Source organism: Streptomyces alboflavus, assembly GCF_000716675.1.
Taxonomy (GTDB): Bacteria; Actinomycetota; Actinomycetes; order Streptomycetales; family Streptomycetaceae; genus Streptomyces; species Streptomyces alboflavus.
In genome coordinates, this window is sequence record NZ_JNXT01000069.1 from 1 (window position 1) to 17007 (window position 17007).

Below are 17007 nucleotides of genomic sequence, written 5' to 3' on the forward strand. Positions count from 1 at the left end.
GGTGGGACCGAACCCGCCCGGCAGGGCAGAGGGTGCCGGGCCGTTGCTCAGGTGGTGCGAGTTTGGGCGGGTGGGTGGGAGGGAGCCCGTCCGGCGATTGAGGACACGGCGCGGAGCGGCCGATCGGCGAGGGCCGTCCTGCCCGCCGGAGGCCGTCCTGCCCGCCAGGGCCGTCCTGCCCGCCGGGAGCCGGCCTGCCCGCACCGGGTGCCGACCGCCCCGAGGTCAGGCGCCGACCGCCCCGAGGCCAGGCGCCGACCGCCCCGAGGTCAGGGCTCGACCACCGTCTCCTGCGCGGCGGCCGTCGTCCCGGCCAGAAGCTCCGCGTCGACGGGAACGTTGCGCTTGATGAGGGCGAGGGCGATGGGCCCCAGCTCGTGGTGGCGTACGGACGTGGTGATGAAGCCGAGCTTGCGGCCTTCGGGCCCGTCCGCGGCGAGGTGGAGGGGCGTGCCGTGCGCCGGCAGGTGCACCTCGCTGCCGTCGAGGTGGAGGAAGACGAGGCGGCGCGGCGGCTTGCCGAGGTTCTGGACGCGGGCGACGGTCTCCTGCCCGCGGTAGCACCCCTTCTGGAGGTGGACGGCGCTGCCGATCCAGCCCAGCTCGTGCGGAATGGTCCGGTGGTCGGTCTCGAAGGCGAGCCGCGGCAGGTGGTGCTCGACGCGCAGGGCCTCGTGGGCGAGGAGCCCGACGGCGGGCCCGTGCGCCTCGGCGTAGGAGGAGAGGTCCGCACGGGGCAGGAAGACGTCACGGCCGTGCGGTGTCTCGCGGACGGCGGCGCCGTCCGGGACGGCCGCGATGGACCCGGCGGGCAGATGCACCACGGCGAACTCGGCGGTGCGGTCGGCGACCTCGACGCGGTAGAAGAACTTCATGCTCTCCAGGTACGCGATGAGCGCGTCCTGCGTGCCGGGTTCGACGTGCGCCCACATGGTCTCGCCGTCGTCCACCAGGTACAGGGCGTGCTCGATGTGCCCGTTCGCGGAGAGGATCAGCGCCTCGGTGGCCCGCCCCGGGGGCAGATCGCTGACGTGCTGGGTGAGCAGCAGATGCAGCCAGCTCAGCCGGTCGGCTCCGGTGACGGTGACCACGCCGCGGTGGGAGAGGTCGACGAATCCGGTGCCGTCGGCGAGGGCACGCTGCTCGCGGAACAGGTCGCCGTAGTGCGCGGCGACACCTTCGTCCACTCCCTCGGCGGGGACGGCGCCGGGCAGCGAAAGCAGGGGGCTCTTCATGTTCACAAAGACTACGACCCGAGGACCGGGCCGCTTATTCCGCGGCGGCCTCGGCGGCTTGTTCCGCAGTGGCCTCGGCGACCTGTTCCCGATCGGCGGGGTCCCCGGCGGCAGCGACCGCGGCGCACTTCTCGCAGCGCCCGAAGATCGCGAAGTGCTTCATGTCCGTGTCGAACCCGAACATCCCGCGCAGCTTCGCGGTGAACTCGGCGGCCACGTCCAGATCGGCCTCGATGACGTGCGTGCAGTCCCGGCACACCAGGTGGATGTGGTGGTGGCGGTCCGCGAGGTGGTACGTGGGGGCGCCGTGGCCGAGGTGGGCGTGGCTGACCAGGCCCAGCTCCTCCAGGAGCTCCAGGGTGCGGTAGACGGTGGAGATGTTGACCCCCGACGCCGTCTTGCGGACCTCGGAGAGGATGTCGTCGGGGGTCGCGTGCTCCAGTGTGTCCACGGCTTCGAGCACGAGCTGGCGCTGCGGCGTCAGGCGGTATCCGCGCTGCCGCAGGTCGCTCTTCCAGTCGGAGTCGGTGCTCACCACACCCCGAAGTCTAGGCCCACCGGGAACGGCCTACTTGAAGAAGGCGATCCCGTCGTCGGGCAGGTCGCCCAGGTTGCGTGCCATCTCGGCGACGTCCTCGGGCGAGACGACCTTCTTGAGCTGCGCGGACATGTACGGCCGCAGCGGCACCTCGGGCGTCTGCTTCTCTCCGACCCACATCAGGTCGCCCTTCACATAGCCGTACAGCCGCTTGCCGCCGCTGTACGGGCCGGAGGCGGCGGTGCGGGCGACGGCGTCGGTGGCCAGGTCGATCTGCGGCTTCTGGTCGGCCAGCTCGCCGTACCAGACCTCGACGACGCCGTCCTGGCGGACCATGACGGTCTCGACCTTGCGGTCCTTGCCGATGCGCCAGAAGCCGGACTCGGACTCCAGCGGCTCGACCTTGTTGCCGTCGGCGTCGAGCACCCAGGTGTGCGAGTGGTACTCCAGGAAGTCCCGCCCGTCGTGCGAGAAGGAGACTTCCTGGCCGAAATTCGCCTTGGCGGAGCCGGGGAAGTCGGTGACGCCCGCGCCGGCCCAGTTGCCCAGGAGCCAGGCGAGGGGGACGAGGTCACGGTGCAGGTCGGACGGGATCTCGATCATGGGGTGCTCAGGAGTCTCTCGGTGGGGGGTGCGGTCAGCGCTGGCCCTGGTACAGCTTCTTCACGGTCAGACCCGCGAAGGCGAGGACGCCGACGCAGACCAGGACAAGGAGGGCGGAGAAGAAGGCCTCAAGCACTTAAAGCTCCTTGGTGAGCGGTATGTGGGCGGTACAGAGCCGGGTCCCACTGTAGTCGGGCCGCGCCGCCCCCTCCCGCCGAGGTGGGCCACCCGGCTAGCGGCGCCGCTTGCCGTCCAGCTCGTCCCACCACTCGTCGGACTTCGGGTCCCCCGAGGGGTCGTCCCACCAGCGGTCGTCCGGGCCGCGCCGGTTGGCGACCATCGCGGCGAGCGGCGGAATGACCATGGCCACCACGCACATGCCGACGGCGACAGGGATCGACCAGAGCCGCACGACACCCCACGCCAGGACGAAGAGGAGCAGGCAGGTGCCCATCATGGCGAAGTACACATGGCGCCGTCGCGCGTACATATGTCCAGCCTACGACCGAGTCACCAGCCCGCAGGGGAAAAGTAACCACCGCCCCGGCCGACGGACGGAGTCCGGCGCAGCGCCACGAAGCCTGGGAGGCCCGCCAGGGCCGAGCAGTGCGAGCGGCGCATCAAGGAGGGGCCATATGGCGCCGTCGCACGTACATATGTCCAGCGTAGAACCGAAGGGCCGCACCCCTCCAGTGGCGTCCAACCCCCGGGGTGCGGCCCTAGGCCCTACGGCCTGTCTCCTCAGACGGCGATCGCGACCTCCGCGAGGCCGCCCGTCTGGGCGACGACCGTGCGGTCCGCCGAGCCGCCGGGCACCAGGGCCCGTACGGTCCACGTGCCCTCGGCCGCGTAGAAGCGGAACTGTCCGGTGGCGGAGGTGGGCACCTCCGCGGTGAACTCGCCGGTCGAGTCCAGCAGGCGGACGTAACCGGTGACGGGCTCGCCGTCGCGGGTCACCTGGCCCTGGATGGTGGTCTCACCGGGCTTGATCGTCGAAGCGTCCGGGCCGCCGGCCTTTGCTCCACACATGGGTACTCCTGGGGAAGAAGGAAGGTCGGGGGTTACTTGTTGGCGCCGAGCTCGATCGGCACGCCCACGAGGGAGCCGTACTCGGTCCAGGAGCCGTCGTAGTTCTTGACGTTCTCCTGGCCGAGCAGCTCGTGCAGGACGAACCAGGTCAGGGCGGAGCGCTCGCCGATGCGGCAGTACGCGATGGTGTCCTTCGCGAGGTCGACCTGCTCGTCCTCGTAGATGGCCTTCAGCTCGTCGTCGGACTTGAAGGTGCCGTCGTCGTTGGCGTTCTTCGACCACGGGATGTTGCGGGCGCTCGGCACGTGGCCGGGGCGCTGCGACTGCTCCTGCGGGAGGTGGGCCGGGGCGAGCAGCTTGCCGGAGAACTCGTCGGGCGAGCGGACGTCGACGAGGTTCTTGGAGCCGATCGCGGCGACGACGTCGTCACGGAAGGCGCGGATGGAGGTGTCCTGGGCCTTGGCCTTGTACGAGGTGGCGGGGCGGTTCGGCACCTGCGCGCCGTCGACCAGGTCGCGGGAGTCCAGCTCCCACTTCTTGCGGCCGCCGTCGAGGAGCTTCACGTCCTGGTGGCCGTAGAGCTTGAAGTACCAGAAGGCGTAGGAGGCGAACCAGTTGTTGTTGCCGCCGTAGAGGACCACGGTGGAGTCGTTCGCGATGCCCTTGGCGGAGAGCAGCTTCTCGAAGCCCTCCTGGTCGATGAAGTCGCGGCGGACCGGGTCCTGGAGGTCCTTGGTCCAGTCGATCCGGACGGCGTTCTTGATGTGGTTCTTGTCGTACGCCGAGGTGTCCTCGTCCACCTCGACGATCACGACCTTCGGGTCGTCGATGCGGGCCTCGACCCAGTCGGCGTCTACCAGGACGTCGCTGCGGCTCATGCTGTTCTCCTCCGGGGCAGTTCGGGGCAGTTGCGGCGGGGATTGCACGGGATGGTGCGGGATCGTGCGGGAATGTGCGCGTATGGGTACGCGGGGAGGCGCCGGGCATACGGCACGGGTGGCGCTGGTGACCGTGAGGGGGTCAACAGGCCCGGGGATCACCGGAGTCGGGAGTCCGGTTCAGAAGGTGCGACAGAGCATGGCGGCGACGCGGCACAGGTCCACTGCCCGCCGCTTCGTGAGGTCCGCCTGTCGGTGCATGCGTCCGATCGTAGGGACGCAGGGGTGGCCGTGTCACCGGCGTGTCGGATACTGAGACGTATTCGTCCAGGATGTGGTCACGTGGATGCTTTCCGGCCGGTCGCCGGGGCCCGGCGGCCCCTGGACGCACCGAGGGCGCCCGCCCACCATCTGAGGGACGGACGCCCTTGTCTCGTACTACGGACAACTATCGGCCGGGGAGCCGATCTGCCGGGGCAATCAGGACACCAGGTCCACGTTCTCGCCCTTCACGGCCACGTCCACGCCGTCGGGGGCCGCCTGCACGGTGTCGAGCTTGATGCCGCCCGGCAGGTCGGTGACCTTCTCCTCGAAGTCGGTGATGTCGCGGGCGATGCCCTCGGGCAGCGGGATCTTCACGCCGAGCACTTCGAGGCTGTCCGGGATCGTGTCGGCGTGCACCTTGATCGTGTCGCCCTCGACGCTCAGGGAGCTGAGGACGTGCACGGGCTTGGGGAGCTTCGTGCCGCCCTTGCTGATCTCGACCTCCACCTTGACCTTGCCGTCGCCGCCGTCGGAGAGGCCGACGACCTCGCCGGTGGCGCCGAGCGGCAGCTGCACCGGCTCGGCCTTGGCGGCCTTCAGGAGCTCGTCGTAGGAGATCCGGGCGACGCCCGCGGCGGAGTCGGCGGTGGCGGAGCTGTAGTCGCTGGAGAAGTCGAGGCCGTGCGCGGTGGCGTTGAGGCTGGCGATGCGGATGGTGTCGCCGTCGGACTTGGCGTCGTAGTCCTTGATGCCGATCTCGACGTCGTCGAGCTTGCCGCCAAGGACCTGGGTGAGGAACGGGAAGCCCTTGATGGACACGTCGGGCGTGCTGCTCAGGCCCTCCTGGGCCTTGATCTTCTCCGCGGCCTCGCTCTCGGCGAAGGACACCGCGAAGCGGTCGGCGGCGACGAAGAGGCCCCCGAGGACCACCACGACGATCAGAAGTATGCGTATCGCGCGCTTGCTCATGCCTGCTGTTCCCCGTCCCCCGCCTCGGCTGTTCCGTTGCCGCGAGCCTAAAGGACAAGTCCCCGGCCGCTGTGCCCGGCCGGGGACCTGTAGATCGACTGTGACGCTGCGGGCGGCGCCCGCCCCGGCTCAGCCGAGAGCGCGCCCCAGCAGGTACACGGCGGGCGCCGCGGCCGCGAGCGGCAGCGCGACACCGGCCGTGAAGTGCACGAACCGCGACGGGTAGTCGTAGGAGGCGACCCGGTGCCCGATCACGGCGCAGACGCCCGCGGCGAGCCCGAGCAGGGCGCCCTCGCTGCCGAGGTCGGTGGCACCGCCGACCGCGATGCCCGCGCCGGCCGCCGCGAGCAGCGCCACGACCACCGAGGCGGGCGTCGGCAGCGGCAGCGCGCGGGCGAGCACGGCCGCGGCGACGGCGACCCCGCCGACGGTCGCGGCGTCGTCCAGCGCGGCCAGGTGCCCGGCCGCGATGATCGCGAGCGCGGAGGAGGCGAGGGTGGCCATGAGCCCGGCCATCCGCTCGTCCGCGCCGGCGCGGCTGCGCAGCTGGAGCACCAGGACGAGCAGCACCCACACGCCGAGGGTGCCGAGGATCGCGGCCGGGGCGTTGCCCTCGCCGGTGGCGAGCAGCGCGACGTCGGCGGCGACACCGCCGAGGAAGGCCAGCGCGATGCCCTGCCGGGCGGGCCACATCCCGTTCAGCCGGAACCATCCGGCGGCCGTCACGGCCTGCAGGATCACCAGCGGTACGAGCAGCGCGTACTGCCCCGCGGCGGCACCCCCGGCCAACAGCAGCCCCAGCACCGCGGTCAGCAGCGCGGGCTGCATCCCCGGCTCTATGATCGGCGACCGCCCCTCGGCCCGGGCCCGCTGCGCGTCGGTGACGCGGGGGTTGCCGGTGAGGGTGGCGGGGCCGTATCCGGAGGCGTCGGGGGCGGGCTCACCCACGGGGGCGGGCCCTGCGGCCGCGGGTGCGGCTGCGGGGGCGAGGGCGGGCTCCTGCGGGTACGACCCCGAGTGGTCCGGCCCGGACGCCTGCGCCTGGTACCCCTGCGGCGGCTCGGCGTACGCCTGTGGCGGCAGATACGCGGTCTCGGTCACGTCCACCGCGGGCAGCGGAGCCGACACCTGCGTGTCCCAGGTCTGCCCCTCCCACTGCTGAGTGGCGTACTGCTGCTGCGCGTAGGGCTCCTGGTACCCCCACTCACTCTGGTCCTGCGGATACCCCTGCTGCGCGGCGGGCTCCTGCGGGTACTGCGCGTACTGCCCGTACTGCGGGTCGTAGGGCTGCTGCTGGCCCTCGAACTGCTGAGGCTGCTGCTGCGGGTACTGCTGATAAGGGTCGTACGGTTCGTTGCTCATCGCGTACGGGTCATCCTCCTGCGAACGGCGGGAGCACCTCGACCGTGCCGCCCTCGGCAAGCCGTACCGTCTCATGGGCGCGGGTACCCACGGGGTCGCCGTCGATGAGGAACGAGCAACGCAGCAGCACGCGGTCGAGTTCTCCGGGGTGTCGCGCACGGGCCGCGCTGAGCGCCTCGGCCAGCGTGGCCTCGGCGTACGGCTCCTCGGCGATCCCCGCGGCGGCCTTGGCGGCGGCCCAGTACCGGATGGTCCCCGATGCCATGGCTCCCCTCCTTTCGCTCAAGTCACTCGGCGGTTGCCGACGTCCATGATGCCGTGGCCCAGGCGCCGATCCGCCCAAGCAGTTCGTCGTCCGCCGCGTGCTCCGCGTGCCCCATGCCGGGTTCCAGCCACAGCTCGGCCGCGTCGCCCGCGGCGGCGGCCAGCATCCGGGGGTGGTCGACGGGGAAGTACGGGTCCCGGTCGCCGTGCACGATCAGGAGCGGGGTCGGGGCGATGAGAGGTACGGACTCCGTCGGGGACAGCGGGACGGGAGCCCACTCGTGCGGGTGGATCCGGGTGCGCAGACCGAGCCGCCCGACGACCCGACCCGCCCGCCGCGTCACCACCCAGTGCAGCCGCCGCATCGGCGCCGTACCCCGGTAGAACCACCGGGCCGGTCCGCTGACCGACACGACCGCGTCGACCCGCGCTTCCGTGCGCCCCCCGTGCAGCGCGGCGTGCCGCAGCACCACGGAGCCGCCCATGGAGAAGCCGACCGTGACCACGCGCGTGTGCCCGAGCGAGCGCGCCCACGCCACGGCCGCCGCCAGGTCCAGCACCTCGCGGTCGCCGACCGTGGAGCGCCCACCGGACCCGCCGTGCCCCCGGAACGAGAACGTGATCACGGCCGCACGCTGCGCGAACACCGTCGCGGCCCGGCGCACGTGCGGCCGCCCCAGGTCCCCCGTGAAGCCGTGCGCGAGCACGATCGCGGGCCCGCCGACCGGCCCCGGACCGGGGTCGTACGCGGCTTCGATGCGCACCCCGTCCGAGGTAAGGAGCGTGGAACGCGACGTGGCGCGCGGCTGAACGCGAGTGATCGGCTGCACAGAAGATCGCGCCGTTTGACCTGCCGGACCGGAACTCATGTGGGCTATTCTGCTGCGCAGAGGATCCGGGCAGCGAAGCCCCCGGGTCCTTTCGTGCTTTCCGGCAGACTCGCGCACGAGGCCCACCAAGGCCCCGTAAACGAAGCCTCAAGAACGGCGCGCACGGCCACCACCCGGGGCGCGGGAGGTGTACGACAGGTACGAAACAGCGCGAAGCAGTACGAAGCAGTGCCGCAAACTCCCCCAAGCTCTCAACTCCGTTCGAGCAGGGGGGACCCCCTCCCCAGGGACCGAGGAGGAACCGACGTTATGGGCGAGCGAAACGTGCACAGCCGTAAGACGACCCGGGCAGGTGGGCCGCGATGAGTTCTCTGCTGCTCCTGACCAACGCCCTCCAGCCGTCGACGGAGGTGCTTCCCGCCCTCGGTCTGCTCCTTCACCAGGTGCGGGTGGCCCCCGCCGAGGGCCCGGCGCTCGTCGACACCCCCGGTGCCGACGTCATCCTGATCGACGGGCGGCGCGACCTGCCCCAGGTCCGCAGCCTCTGCCAGCTCCTGCGCTCCACCGGCCCGGGCTGCCCGCTGGTCCTGGTCGTCACCGAGGGCGGCCTCGCCGCCGTCACCGCGGACTGGGGCATCGACGACGTGCTCCTGGACACGGCCGGCCCCGCCGAGGTCGAGGCGCGCCTGCGCCTGGCCATGGGCCGCCAGCAGATCACCGCCGACGACTCCCCCATGGAGATCCGGGGCGGCGACCTGTCCGTGGACGAGGCGACGTACAGCGCGAAGCTGAAGGGCCGGGTCCTCGACCTGACCTTCAAGGAGTTCGAGCTGATCAAGTACCTCGCGCAGCACCCCGGCCGGGTCTTCACCCGCGCCCAGCTGCTCCAGGAGGTCTGGGGCTACGACTACTTCGGCGGTACGCGGACGGTCGACGTGCACGTACGCCGCCTGCGGGCCAAGCTCGGCGTCGAGCACGAGTCGCTGATCGGCACCGTCCGCAACGTCGGCTACCGCTTCGTCGTCCCGGAGAAGCCCGAGCGGGCCGAGAAGGCCGCACGGGACGCCCGTGACACCACGGAGAAGGCCGATCGGGCCGCGCGCACGGGCCACTCCGACGGCGCCGGGGCGGCCGCCGCGAAGCCCGCCGCGGGGCGGGCGCCGGGGGCCGCCGCCGAACGGGCGAAGGAAGCCGTCGCACGCCCTGCTCAGGGTTGAGTCCATCCGCGTAGACTGCGCGCGTGGCCAAGGTGACGCGGGACGATGTGGCGCGACTGGCGGGTACTTCGACCGCGGTCGTGAGCTACGTCATCAACAACGGACCCCGGCCGGTCGCCCCGGCCACGCGCGAGCGCGTACTCGCAGCGATCAAGGAGCTGGGCTACCGCCCGGACCGGGTCGCCCAGGCCATGGCGTCCCGGCGCACGGACCTCATAGGCATGATCGTGCCGGACGCGCGGCAGCCGTTCTTCGCGGAGATGACCCACGCCGTCGAGCAGGCCGCGTCCGAGCGCGGAAAAATGGTGCTCGTCGGCAACTCCGACTACGTCGAGGAACGTGAGACGCACTACCTGCGCGCCTTCCTCGGCATGCGCGTCTCCGGCCTGATCCTCGTCAGCCACGGCCTGACCGACCAGGCCGCCGCCGAGATCGACGCCTGGGACGCGCGCGTGGTGCTCCTGCACGAGCGCCCCGAGGCCATCGACGACGTCGCCGTCGTCACCGACGACGTCGGCGGCGCCCAGCTCGCCACCCGGCACCTGCTCGAACACGGCCACGCGTACGTCGCCTGCGTCGGCGGCACCGCCGAGACCCCGACCGTCGGCGACCCCGTCTCCGACCACGTCGAGGGCTGGCGGCGCGCCATGCGCGAGGCCGGTCTGCCGGTCGAGGGCCGCCTCTTCGAGGCCCCCTACAACCGCTACGACGCCTATCAGCTCGCCCTCGGCTTCCTCTCCCGCCCCGACCGCCCCACCGCGATCTTCTGCTCCACGGACGACCAGGCGATCGGCGTCCTGCGGGCCGCCCGCGAGCTGCGCATCGACGTGCCCGGCGAGCTGGCCGTCGCCGGCTTCGACGACGTCAAGGAGGCCGGGCTCACCGACCCGCCCCTCACCACGGTCGCCTCCGACCGCCCGGCGATGGCCCGTGCGGCGGTCGACCTGGTCCTCGACGACGGGCTGCGGGTGGCCGGGTCGCGGCGGGAGCGGCTGAAGGTGTTTCCCTCGCGGCTCGTGGTGCGGCAGTCGTGCGGGTGTGAGGCTGCGGCTGATCTCTGAGGGGTACGCGCGGCGACCTTTCACAGAGAGGCGCGCGGCGCCTTTATATCGGGCAAACGCGGTTCTGTCGGGGTTCTCAGGGCGTCCTCAGGGGGCTCTCATGTGGCGGGAACACGATCGGAGACATGACAGAACCCTTCCGCCAGAGCGATGAGAACCCGTCCGGCCCGCACGCGCAGGCCCCGGCCCCTTCGGCCGCCCCGGCCCCCTCGGCCGCCCCGGCCCCGTCGGCCCCGCAGCAGCCCGGCTTTCCGCCGCCGCCCGCCTTCGGGCCCGGCCCCGCCGGTGGGCCCGCTCACTCCGGGCGTCGGCGCGCCCGCGGCCCCGTGGCTCTCCTCGCCGCCGTCGCCCTCGCCGCCGCGGCCGTCGGTGGTGGTACCGCGTACGCCTTCCAGACGCTGACCGGTGACGACAGCGGCAGCGGTGGCACCCGGAACGTCAACGGGACCAGCGTCTCCGCCGGCAGCAAGGGCACCGTCGCCGGGGTCGCCGCCGCCGTCTCGCCCAGCATCGTCGAGATCAACGCCACCACCGGCTCCGGCAAGTCCACCGGGTCCGGCGTGATCATCACCTCCGACGGCGAGATCGTCACCAACAACCACGTCATCTCCGGCGCCACCGACATCACCGTCCGGACCAGCGACGGCAAGACCTACAAGGCCAGGACCGTCGGCACCGACAGCAAGAAGGACCTCGCCCTGATCAAGCTGGAGGGGGCGTCCGGGCTGAAGGCCGCGAACCTCGGTGACTCCGACGACGTGCAGGTCGGGCAGGAGGTCGTCGCCATCGGCTCGCCCGAGGGGCTGACCGGGACCGTCACCAGCGGCATCGTCTCCGCGCTCGACCGGGACGTGACCGTCTCCGCCGATCCCGGGCGTGGGCAGGAGCAGGGGCAGGGGCAGGGGCCTGGTGGGGGGTGGCCGTTCGAGTTCGGTGGGGAGCAGTTCAACGGGGACACGGGGTCCTCGAAGACGACGTACAAGGCGTTGCAGACCGATGCGTCGCTCAATCCCGGGAACTCCGGGGGTGCGCTCATCGACATGAACGGGAACATCATCGGGATCAACTCGGCCATGTACTCGGCCGGTTCCGGGTCGGGGGCCGGGAGTGGGTCCGAGTCGGGGAGTGTGGGGCTCGGGTTCGCGATTCCCATCAACACGGTGAAGGCGGACCTGGGGAAGCTGCGGGCCGGGGCAGAGGGGTGAGCCCTGCGGGGCATTCCCCAGTCCCGCCCCTTCCCGAAACTGGGGCTGCCGCCCCAGACCCCGCTGATCGGCGCTCCGCGCCTCGTCCTCAATCGCCGGACGGGCTAAAACTTTGCCGCACCGGCGACATATGTAGCCCCTCCGGCGTTTGAGGAGCGGGGTCTGGGGCGGAGCCCCAGTTTCGGGAAGGGGCGGGGTTGGGGAAAGCCCATGCGACGCTGATACCGACCACCCCGCCCACCACCCACCAGAAAGCCGAACCCCCATGAGCCCCGCCGAAGGCGATTCGCAGCGCATCCTGATCGTGGACGACGAGCCGGCCGTGCGCGAGGCCCTGCAGCGCAGCCTCGCGTTCGAGGGCTACGGCACGGAGGTCGCCGTGGACGGCGCCGACGCGCTGGAGAAGGCCACGGCCTACCGCCCCGACCTGGTCGTACTGGACATCCAGATGCCCCGGATGGACGGCCTGACGGCCGCGCGGAGGCTGCGGTCGGCGGGCTCGACGACACCGATCCTGATGCTGACCGCACGGGACACGGTCGGCGACCGGGTGACGGGCCTGGACGCGGGGGCGGACGACTACCTGGTCAAGCCGTTCGAGCTGGACGAACTGTTCGCCCGCATCCGCGCCCTGCTGCGCCGCAGCACCTACGCGACGGCGTCCGGCCAGAGCGCGACGGAGGCCGAGGCCCTGGTCTTCGCCGACCTGCGCATGGACCTGGCGACGCGCGAGGTGACCCGGGGGACGCGCACGGTGGAGCTGACCCGCACGGAGTTCACGCTCCTGGAGATGTTCCTCGCCCACCCCCGCCAGGTCCTGACGCGCGAGCAGATCCTGAAGGCGGTGTGGGGCTTCGACTTCGAGCCGTCGTCCAACTCCCTGGACGTGTACGTGATGTACCTGCGGCGCAAGACGGAGGCGGGCGGCGAGCCGCGCCTCGTGCACACGGTGCGGGGAGTGGGGTACGTGCTGCGCGCCGACGCCTCGGGATCCGGCGGCGGCGCGTGAACCGTCTCGTCCGCCGCTTCCGCGCACTCCCGCTGCGCTCCCGGCTCGCCCTGCTCGTCGCCACGGCGGTCGCGGTGGCGGTCGCGGCCGCGGCGGTGGCGTGCTGGTTCGTCGTACGGAACGTCCTCGTCAGCTCGTTGGACGACGCGCTGCGGAGCAATCGCCCGTCGGACTCCGACGTCGTCGACCAGATCGACGTCCAGGGCGGGCGGTGTCTGCGTACCTTCCCCAGCAACCCGGACCTGTACAAACAGACCATCCAGGTCGTCTTCGCGAACAACGCGAGCTGCGTCATCATGGGGCGGCAGAAGATCGACATCAAGGATTCCGACCTCGCCGTCGCCCGCCAGGAGTCGGCGGAGACGTACCACAACACGCGGGCGGCGAACGGCGTCGAGTACCGCGTCTTCACCTACCCGCTGCAGAACGCGCCCCTCGCCGTCTCCGTGGCCCGCCCCCTCGACGAGGTCAACGACACCCTCAACAACCTCGTCCTCGTCCTCTCCCTCGTCGCCGGCGTGGGCGTCCTCGGCGCGGGCGCCGCCGGGCTCTGGGTGGCCCGCACCGGCCTGCGCCCCGTCGACGAACTGACCGCCGCCGTCGAGCACGTCGCCCGTACCGAGGACCTGAACCTGCGGCTGCCCGCCGACGACGACAGCGACGACGAGATCGCCCGGCTGTCCCGGTCCTTCAACGCGATGACGTCCGCCCTGGCCTCGTCCCGGGACCTCCAGCAGCAGCTCATCGCCGACGCGGGCCACGAGCTGCGGACGCCGCTCACCTCCCTGCGCACCAACATCGAACTGCTCGCCCGCAGCGAGGAGACCGGGCGCGCCATCCCGCCCGACGACCGCCGCGCCCTCCTCGCCTCCGTCAAGGCGCAGATGACCGAACTCGCCTCCCTCATCGGCGACCTCCAGGAGCTGTCCCGCCCCGACGCGGCCCAGGGAGGCGGCAAGGTGCAGGTGGTCGCCCTGCACGACGTCGTGGACGCGGCCCTGGAGCGGGCCCGGCTGCGCGGCCCCGAGCTGACCTTCGAGGCCGACCTCACCCCGTGGTTCGTACGGGCGGAGCCCGCGGCCCTGGAGCGGGCCATCGTGAACGTCCTCGACAACGCGGTGAAGTTCGGCCCGGCGGGCACGGTCATCGAAGTCGGGCTCAAGGGCGGCGAGTTGACGGTACGGGACCACGGGCCCGGCATCCCCGCCGATGAACTGCCCTACGTCTTCGACCGCTTCTGGCGCTCCCCCACCGCCCGCAGCCTGCCGGGCTCCGGGCTCGGCCTGTCCATCGTGGCGCGGACCGTGCGCCAGGCGGGCGGCGAGGTCGCCCTCGGGCCCGCGGACGGCGGTGGCACGGTGGCCCGGGTGCGGCTGCCGGGGGCGGGGACGCCGCCGCCCTCGACACCGTAGACATCACCAACGAGACGGCGCGTCTTGCATCGGTGGCTCATGGGTGGTACGTTCCATCTCGTTGAAGCGAGACGAGACGTCTCGTCACTCACGAAGGGCGCACGCACCTCCGCGCCCCAGCCACCGTCGTCCACGAAAGAAGCCCCACTTGTTCCGTGCCCCAGCAGCACCCGCCGCCACCTCTGCCGCCACCGTCACCGCTCCCGCCACCTCCCAGCTCACCCTCACCGACGTCACCAAGCGCTACGCCGACCACCTCGTCCTCGACCGCGTCCGTCTCACCGTCCGGCCCGGCGAGAAGGCCGGAGTCATCGGGGACAACGGCTCGGGCAAGTCCACGCTGCTGCGGCTGCTCGCCGGGCGGGAGCGGGCCGACAACGGCACGGTCACCGTCGTCGCCCCGGGCGGCACCGGGCACCTCGCCCAGACCCTGGACCTGCCGGACTCCGCCCGCGTCGGCGACGCCGTGGACCTCGCGCTCGCCGACCTGCGGGACCTGGAGCGCCGGATCCAGGCCGCGGGCGCGGACCTGGACGGCGCCGACCCGGCCGCGTACGACGCCTACTCCGCGCTCGTCGCCCGCTTCGAGGCCCGCGGCGGCTACGGCGCCGACCGGCGCGTCGACATCGCCCTGCGGCACCTGGGCGAGCACACCGGCCTCGACCGCTCGCGGCGGCTCGGCACGCTCTCCGGCGGGCAGCGCTCCCGGCTCGCCCTCGCCGCGACCCTCGCCTCCGCCCCCGAACTGCTGCTCCTCGACGAGCCGACCAACGACCTCGACGACGAGGCCGTGGCCTGGCTCGAGGAGCGGCTGCGCGCCCACCGCGGCACCCTCGTCGCCGTCACCCACGACCGGACCTTCCTGGACCGCGTCACCGACACCGTCCTGGAGGTCGACCATGTCACCCGATCCGTCCGCCGCCACGGCGACGGCTACGCGGGCTACCTGACCGCCAAGGCCGCCGAACGGGCCCGGCACGAGCGGGAGTACGAGGAGTGGCGTGCCGAAGTGGGGCGCCAGTCGCGGCTCGCCGACTCGCACATCGGGCGACTCGACGCCATCCCGCGCAAGGCCCCCGCGGCCTTCAGCGGCGCGGGCGCCTTCCGGGCCCGGTCGCGGGCGCACGGCGCGATGAGCCGCATCCGCAACGCCCGCGAACGCCTCGGGCGGCTCACGGAGAACCCGGTGTCCGCGCCGCCGCAGCCGCTGCGGTTCGCTGCGAGCGTCGCGGGAGCGGCCGACGGCGCGGTCGAGGTGGCCGACCTTCGGGTGCCGGGGCGGCTCGCCCTGGACTCCCTGCGGGTTCCGGCCGGCGGGCGGCTCCTCGTGACCGGGCCCAACGGGGCGGGCAAGTCCACGCTCCTGCGGGTGCTCGCGGGGGAGGTCGAGCCGGAGCCGGGCGCCACCGTGCGGCGGCCCGCGCGGGTGGGGCTGCTGCGGCAGGTCGCGGCGCCCGTGTCCCGCGCGGAGGGCGCGCGTTCGCTGCTCGCGGCGTTCGGCGAGGACCGGGGCGACGAGCTGCTCGCGCTCGGCCTGTTCCACGAGTCGGACCTGCGGCGCCCGGTCGGCACCCTGTCCACGGGCCAGCGCCGCCGCCTCGAACTGGCCCGCCTGGTCACACGCCCGTACGACCTGCTCCTCCTGGACGAGCCGACGAACCACGTCTCGCCCGCGCTTGTGGAGGACCTGGAGGCGGCACTCGCGACGTACGCGGGCACGCTGGTCGTCGTGACGCACGACCGGCGGCTGCGGGCGGGGTACCGGGGCCAGACCCTGACCCTGGCGGGCAGGCCTGTGCCCCGCTAGCCCGCCCGGCGCGTCAGGACGCGGTGCTCCCGAACCCGATCCCGTACCCCTCGACCCCCACCCGGATCCCGTCCTCCTCCACCTTCACACCCTGCAACCGCATGGCGCCCTCGCCCGGAAGCCTCGGCAGCTCGAAGGAGAGCGAGAGCCGGTCGACGAGGACGGGCCGGGTGAGGTCGTCGAGGCCCTTGAGGAGGGCGGGGTCGAGGCCGAGGCGCTTCAGGAGGGCGGGGTGCCCCATCGCCACGTCGATGAGGTTGAGGCGCATCACGTCGTCGACGAACTCCGGCGACCCGGTGACGTCGTTGAGCTTGGCGTCGCTGCGCAGCGCCTCGCGCACGGCGCCGTCCGGCACCCCGAGGCGGCGGGCGATCTCGGGCACCGCGAGCAGGGCCTTGGCCTGGGACGACTGCTCGGCGACGCGGCGCGCGCCGGTGCGGCTGAGGTGCAGGCCCTCGGACTCCCGCGCGCCGGGCCGGTAGGTCGCCATGTCGCCGATGTCGAGGCGCATCCGGTCGATGTCGGTGGCGACGCCGCGCTCGCCGTTGCGCTCGATGCGGGCGTCGGCGCGGACCTTCAGGTCGTGCCCGGCGACGGGCAGGGTGCCGCGGGCGTACACCTTGTCGCGGCCGTGGCCGGTGAAGGTGACCTGGGAGGCGCCCAGCTCCCGGTTGAGGTCGTCGAAGGAGAGGAGCACCTCGCCGCGCATCTGCCCGATGACGGCGCCGGTCAGGGAGGTGGGCCCGTCGCCCTTCATGGTGACGTCGGTGGCGGTCGCGGAGACCTTGGCGAGCGAGACGCGGTCGGCGGCGACGTCGGGCACGGTCACCTTCACCTCGTCCAGGCGCTGGTCGAGGACCTGAGTGAGGAAGGGGAAGCCCTCGATGTCGACCTCGGGGGCCGCGCTCAGGTTCAGCTGGTCCTTGAGCTTGTCGGCGGCCTCGTGCTCGGCGTAGAGCAGGGCCCAGCGGTCGGCGAGGACCAGGAACGCGGCGGCGACGGCGAGGGCGACGAGGGCCTTCGCGGCCAGCGGGAGCCCGGCGAACCGGGTGCGGCGGCGACGGCTGCCGCGCCGGTGGTTGGGCGGCTGCCACGGGGGCTCGGCGGCGTTCTCGTCGCCCGGGTCCTCCCGGAGGAAGTCCTCCAAGGGGCTGGGCGCGAGGGCGCCGAGCTCTTCGTACGGATTGCGGGGAGATGTCTCTTCGTACGGAGGGTGTTCGTGGCGGGATATCTCTTCGTGCGGATCGGCTGGGGACTGATCAGAAACGGCCATGCGGTGGGGGGAACGCATCAAGCGATCTCACCATACGTTCACACCCCACCC

General features: G+C 72.3%; 18 protein-coding genes. 6 read left to right on the top strand and 12 right to left on the bottom strand.

Going from position 1 to position 17007, the window contains the following annotated elements; all coding sequences use genetic code 11:
- Positions 1-269 precede the first annotated feature (269 nt).
- The 11 genes from ygfZ to OO63_RS35580 form a co-directional block, all read right to left on the bottom strand.
- The gene (ygfZ, locus tag OO63_RS35530) at positions 270-1235 is read right to left on the bottom strand and encodes a CAF17-like 4Fe-4S cluster assembly/insertion protein YgfZ (RefSeq protein ID WP_030362223.1); all 966 of its coding nucleotides are present in this window, start codon (positions 1233-1235) and stop codon (positions 270-272) included.
- Between the two features lie 34 nt (positions 1236-1269).
- Entirely contained in the window at positions 1270-1773 is a 504-nt protein-coding gene (locus OO63_RS35535; RefSeq protein ID WP_051811491.1) for a Fur family transcriptional regulator, read from the bottom strand.
- A 30-nt stretch (positions 1774-1803) separates the two neighbouring features.
- The gene (locus OO63_RS35540; RefSeq protein WP_030362225.1) at positions 1804-2376 is read right to left on the bottom strand and encodes a heme-binding beta-barrel domain-containing protein; all 573 of its coding nucleotides are present in this window, start codon (positions 2374-2376) and stop codon (positions 1804-1806) included.
- 232 nt (positions 2377-2608) lie between these two features.
- Positions 2609-2866, bottom strand: coding sequence for a DUF3099 domain-containing protein (locus tag OO63_RS35550; RefSeq protein ID WP_030362226.1), 258 nt, complete (start codon positions 2864-2866; stop codon positions 2609-2611).
- Between the two features lie 251 nt (positions 2867-3117).
- A complete protein-coding gene (locus OO63_RS35555; RefSeq protein ID WP_030362227.1) occupies positions 3118-3405 on the bottom strand; it encodes a DUF1416 domain-containing protein in 288 nt (95 codons plus the stop codon).
- Between the two features lie 32 nt (positions 3406-3437).
- Positions 3438-4283, bottom strand: coding sequence for a sulfurtransferase (locus OO63_RS35560; RefSeq protein WP_030362228.1), 846 nt, complete (start codon positions 4281-4283; stop codon positions 3438-3440).
- Between the two features lie 180 nt (positions 4284-4463).
- Positions 4464-4544 carry a putative leader peptide gene (locus OO63_RS47855; RefSeq protein WP_350893136.1) on the bottom strand — a complete coding sequence of 27 codons (81 nt, stop codon included), beginning with the start codon at positions 4542-4544 and terminating at the stop codon, positions 4464-4466.
- 219 nt (positions 4545-4763) lie between these two features.
- Entirely contained in the window at positions 4764-5516 is a 753-nt protein-coding gene (locus tag OO63_RS35565) for an LmeA family phospholipid-binding protein (protein WP_030362229.1), read from the bottom strand.
- A 129-nt stretch (positions 5517-5645) separates the two neighbouring features.
- On the bottom strand, positions 5646-6878 hold the full coding sequence (locus OO63_RS35570; protein WP_030362230.1) for a hypothetical protein: 1233 nt from the start codon (positions 6876-6878) through the stop codon (positions 5646-5648).
- 10 nt (positions 6879-6888) lie between these two features.
- Positions 6889-7143 carry a MoaD/ThiS family protein gene (locus OO63_RS35575; protein WP_030362231.1) on the bottom strand — a complete coding sequence of 85 codons (255 nt, stop codon included), beginning with the start codon at positions 7141-7143 and terminating at the stop codon, positions 6889-6891.
- A gap of 22 nt (positions 7144-7165) precedes the next feature.
- The gene (locus OO63_RS35580; RefSeq protein WP_078619570.1) at positions 7166-8011 is read right to left on the bottom strand and encodes an alpha/beta hydrolase family protein; all 846 of its coding nucleotides are present in this window, start codon (positions 8009-8011) and stop codon (positions 7166-7168) included.
- A 323-nt stretch (positions 8012-8334) separates the two neighbouring features.
- Here OO63_RS35580 and OO63_RS35585 point away from each other — a divergent pair, with 323 nt between their 5' ends.
- The 6 genes from OO63_RS35585 to abc-f all read left to right on the top strand — a co-directional run bounded on the left by OO63_RS35585 (position 8335) and on the right by abc-f (position 15683).
- On the top strand, positions 8335-9189 hold the full coding sequence (locus OO63_RS35585; protein WP_030362233.1) for a response regulator transcription factor: 855 nt from the start codon (positions 8335-8337) through the stop codon (positions 9187-9189).
- A gap of 23 nt (positions 9190-9212) precedes the next feature.
- Positions 9213-10250 carry a LacI family DNA-binding transcriptional regulator gene (locus tag OO63_RS35590; RefSeq protein WP_030362234.1) on the top strand — a complete coding sequence of 346 codons (1038 nt, stop codon included), beginning with the start codon at positions 9213-9215 and terminating at the stop codon, positions 10248-10250.
- 125 nt (positions 10251-10375) lie between these two features.
- Positions 10376-11455 (top strand): S1C family serine protease, encoded by a 1080-nt coding sequence (locus OO63_RS35595; RefSeq protein ID WP_030362235.1) that lies wholly within the window; start codon positions 10376-10378, stop codon positions 11453-11455.
- A 265-nt stretch (positions 11456-11720) separates the two neighbouring features.
- The gene (locus OO63_RS35600) at positions 11721-12464 is read left to right on the top strand and encodes a response regulator transcription factor (RefSeq protein WP_030362236.1); all 744 of its coding nucleotides are present in this window, start codon (positions 11721-11723) and stop codon (positions 12462-12464) included.
- Positions 12461-13876 (top strand): sensor histidine kinase, encoded by a 1416-nt coding sequence (locus OO63_RS35605; RefSeq protein WP_030362237.1) that lies wholly within the window; start codon positions 12461-12463, stop codon positions 13874-13876. Before OO63_RS35600 ends, OO63_RS35605 begins: the two co-directional genes overlap by 4 nt.
- A 148-nt stretch (positions 13877-14024) precedes the next feature.
- A complete protein-coding gene (abc-f, locus tag OO63_RS35610) occupies positions 14025-15683 on the top strand; it encodes a ribosomal protection-like ABC-F family protein (protein WP_030362238.1) in 1659 nt (552 codons plus the stop codon).
- Positions 15684-15696: 13 nt separating this feature from the next.
- Here the strand turns inward: abc-f and OO63_RS35615 are convergent, their stop codons facing one another.
- Positions 15697-16974, bottom strand: coding sequence for an LmeA family phospholipid-binding protein (locus OO63_RS35615; RefSeq protein ID WP_030362239.1), 1278 nt, complete (start codon positions 16972-16974; stop codon positions 15697-15699).
- Between the last annotated feature and the right edge of the window lie 33 nt (positions 16975-17007).

Bases quoted from the DNA above. Each gene is read 5' to 3' on its own strand.
- OO63_RS35555 (WP_030362227.1), bottom strand. From the start codon at position 3,405: ATGTGTGGAGCAAAGGCCGGCGGCCCGGACGCTTCGACGATCAAGCCC.
- OO63_RS35585 (WP_030362233.1), top strand. From the start codon at position 8,335: ATGAGTTCTCTGCTGCTCCTGACCAACGCCCTCCAGCCGTCGACGGAG.
- OO63_RS35580 (WP_078619570.1), bottom strand. From the start codon at position 8,011: ATGAGTTCCGGTCCGGCAGGTCAAACGGCGCGATCTTCTGTGCAGCCG.
- OO63_RS35570 (WP_030362230.1), bottom strand. From the start codon at position 6,878: ATGAGCAACGAACCGTACGACCCTTATCAGCAGTACCCGCAGCAGCAG.
- OO63_RS35575 (WP_030362231.1), bottom strand. From the start codon at position 7,143: ATGGCATCGGGGACCATCCGGTACTGGGCCGCCGCCAAGGCCGCCGCG.
- OO63_RS35540 (WP_030362225.1), bottom strand. From the start codon at position 2,376: ATGATCGAGATCCCGTCCGACCTGCACCGTGACCTCGTCCCCCTCGCC.
- OO63_RS35595 (WP_030362235.1), top strand. From the start codon at position 10,376: ATGACAGAACCCTTCCGCCAGAGCGATGAGAACCCGTCCGGCCCGCAC.
- OO63_RS35550 (WP_030362226.1), bottom strand. From the start codon at position 2,866: ATGTACGCGCGACGGCGCCATGTGTACTTCGCCATGATGGGCACCTGC.
- ygfZ (WP_030362223.1), bottom strand. From the start codon at position 1,235: ATGAAGAGCCCCCTGCTTTCGCTGCCCGGCGCCGTCCCCGCCGAGGGA.
- OO63_RS35615 (WP_030362239.1), bottom strand. From the start codon at position 16,974: ATGCGTTCCCCCCACCGCATGGCCGTTTCTGATCAGTCCCCAGCCGAT.
- OO63_RS35560 (WP_030362228.1), bottom strand. From the start codon at position 4,283: ATGAGCCGCAGCGACGTCCTGGTAGACGCCGACTGGGTCGAGGCCCGC.
- OO63_RS35565 (WP_030362229.1), bottom strand. From the start codon at position 5,516: ATGAGCAAGCGCGCGATACGCATACTTCTGATCGTCGTGGTGGTCCTC.
- OO63_RS35600 (WP_030362236.1), top strand. From the start codon at position 11,721: ATGAGCCCCGCCGAAGGCGATTCGCAGCGCATCCTGATCGTGGACGAC.
- OO63_RS47855 (WP_350893136.1), bottom strand. From the start codon at position 4,544: ATGCACCGACAGGCGGACCTCACGAAGCGGCGGGCAGTGGACCTGTGC.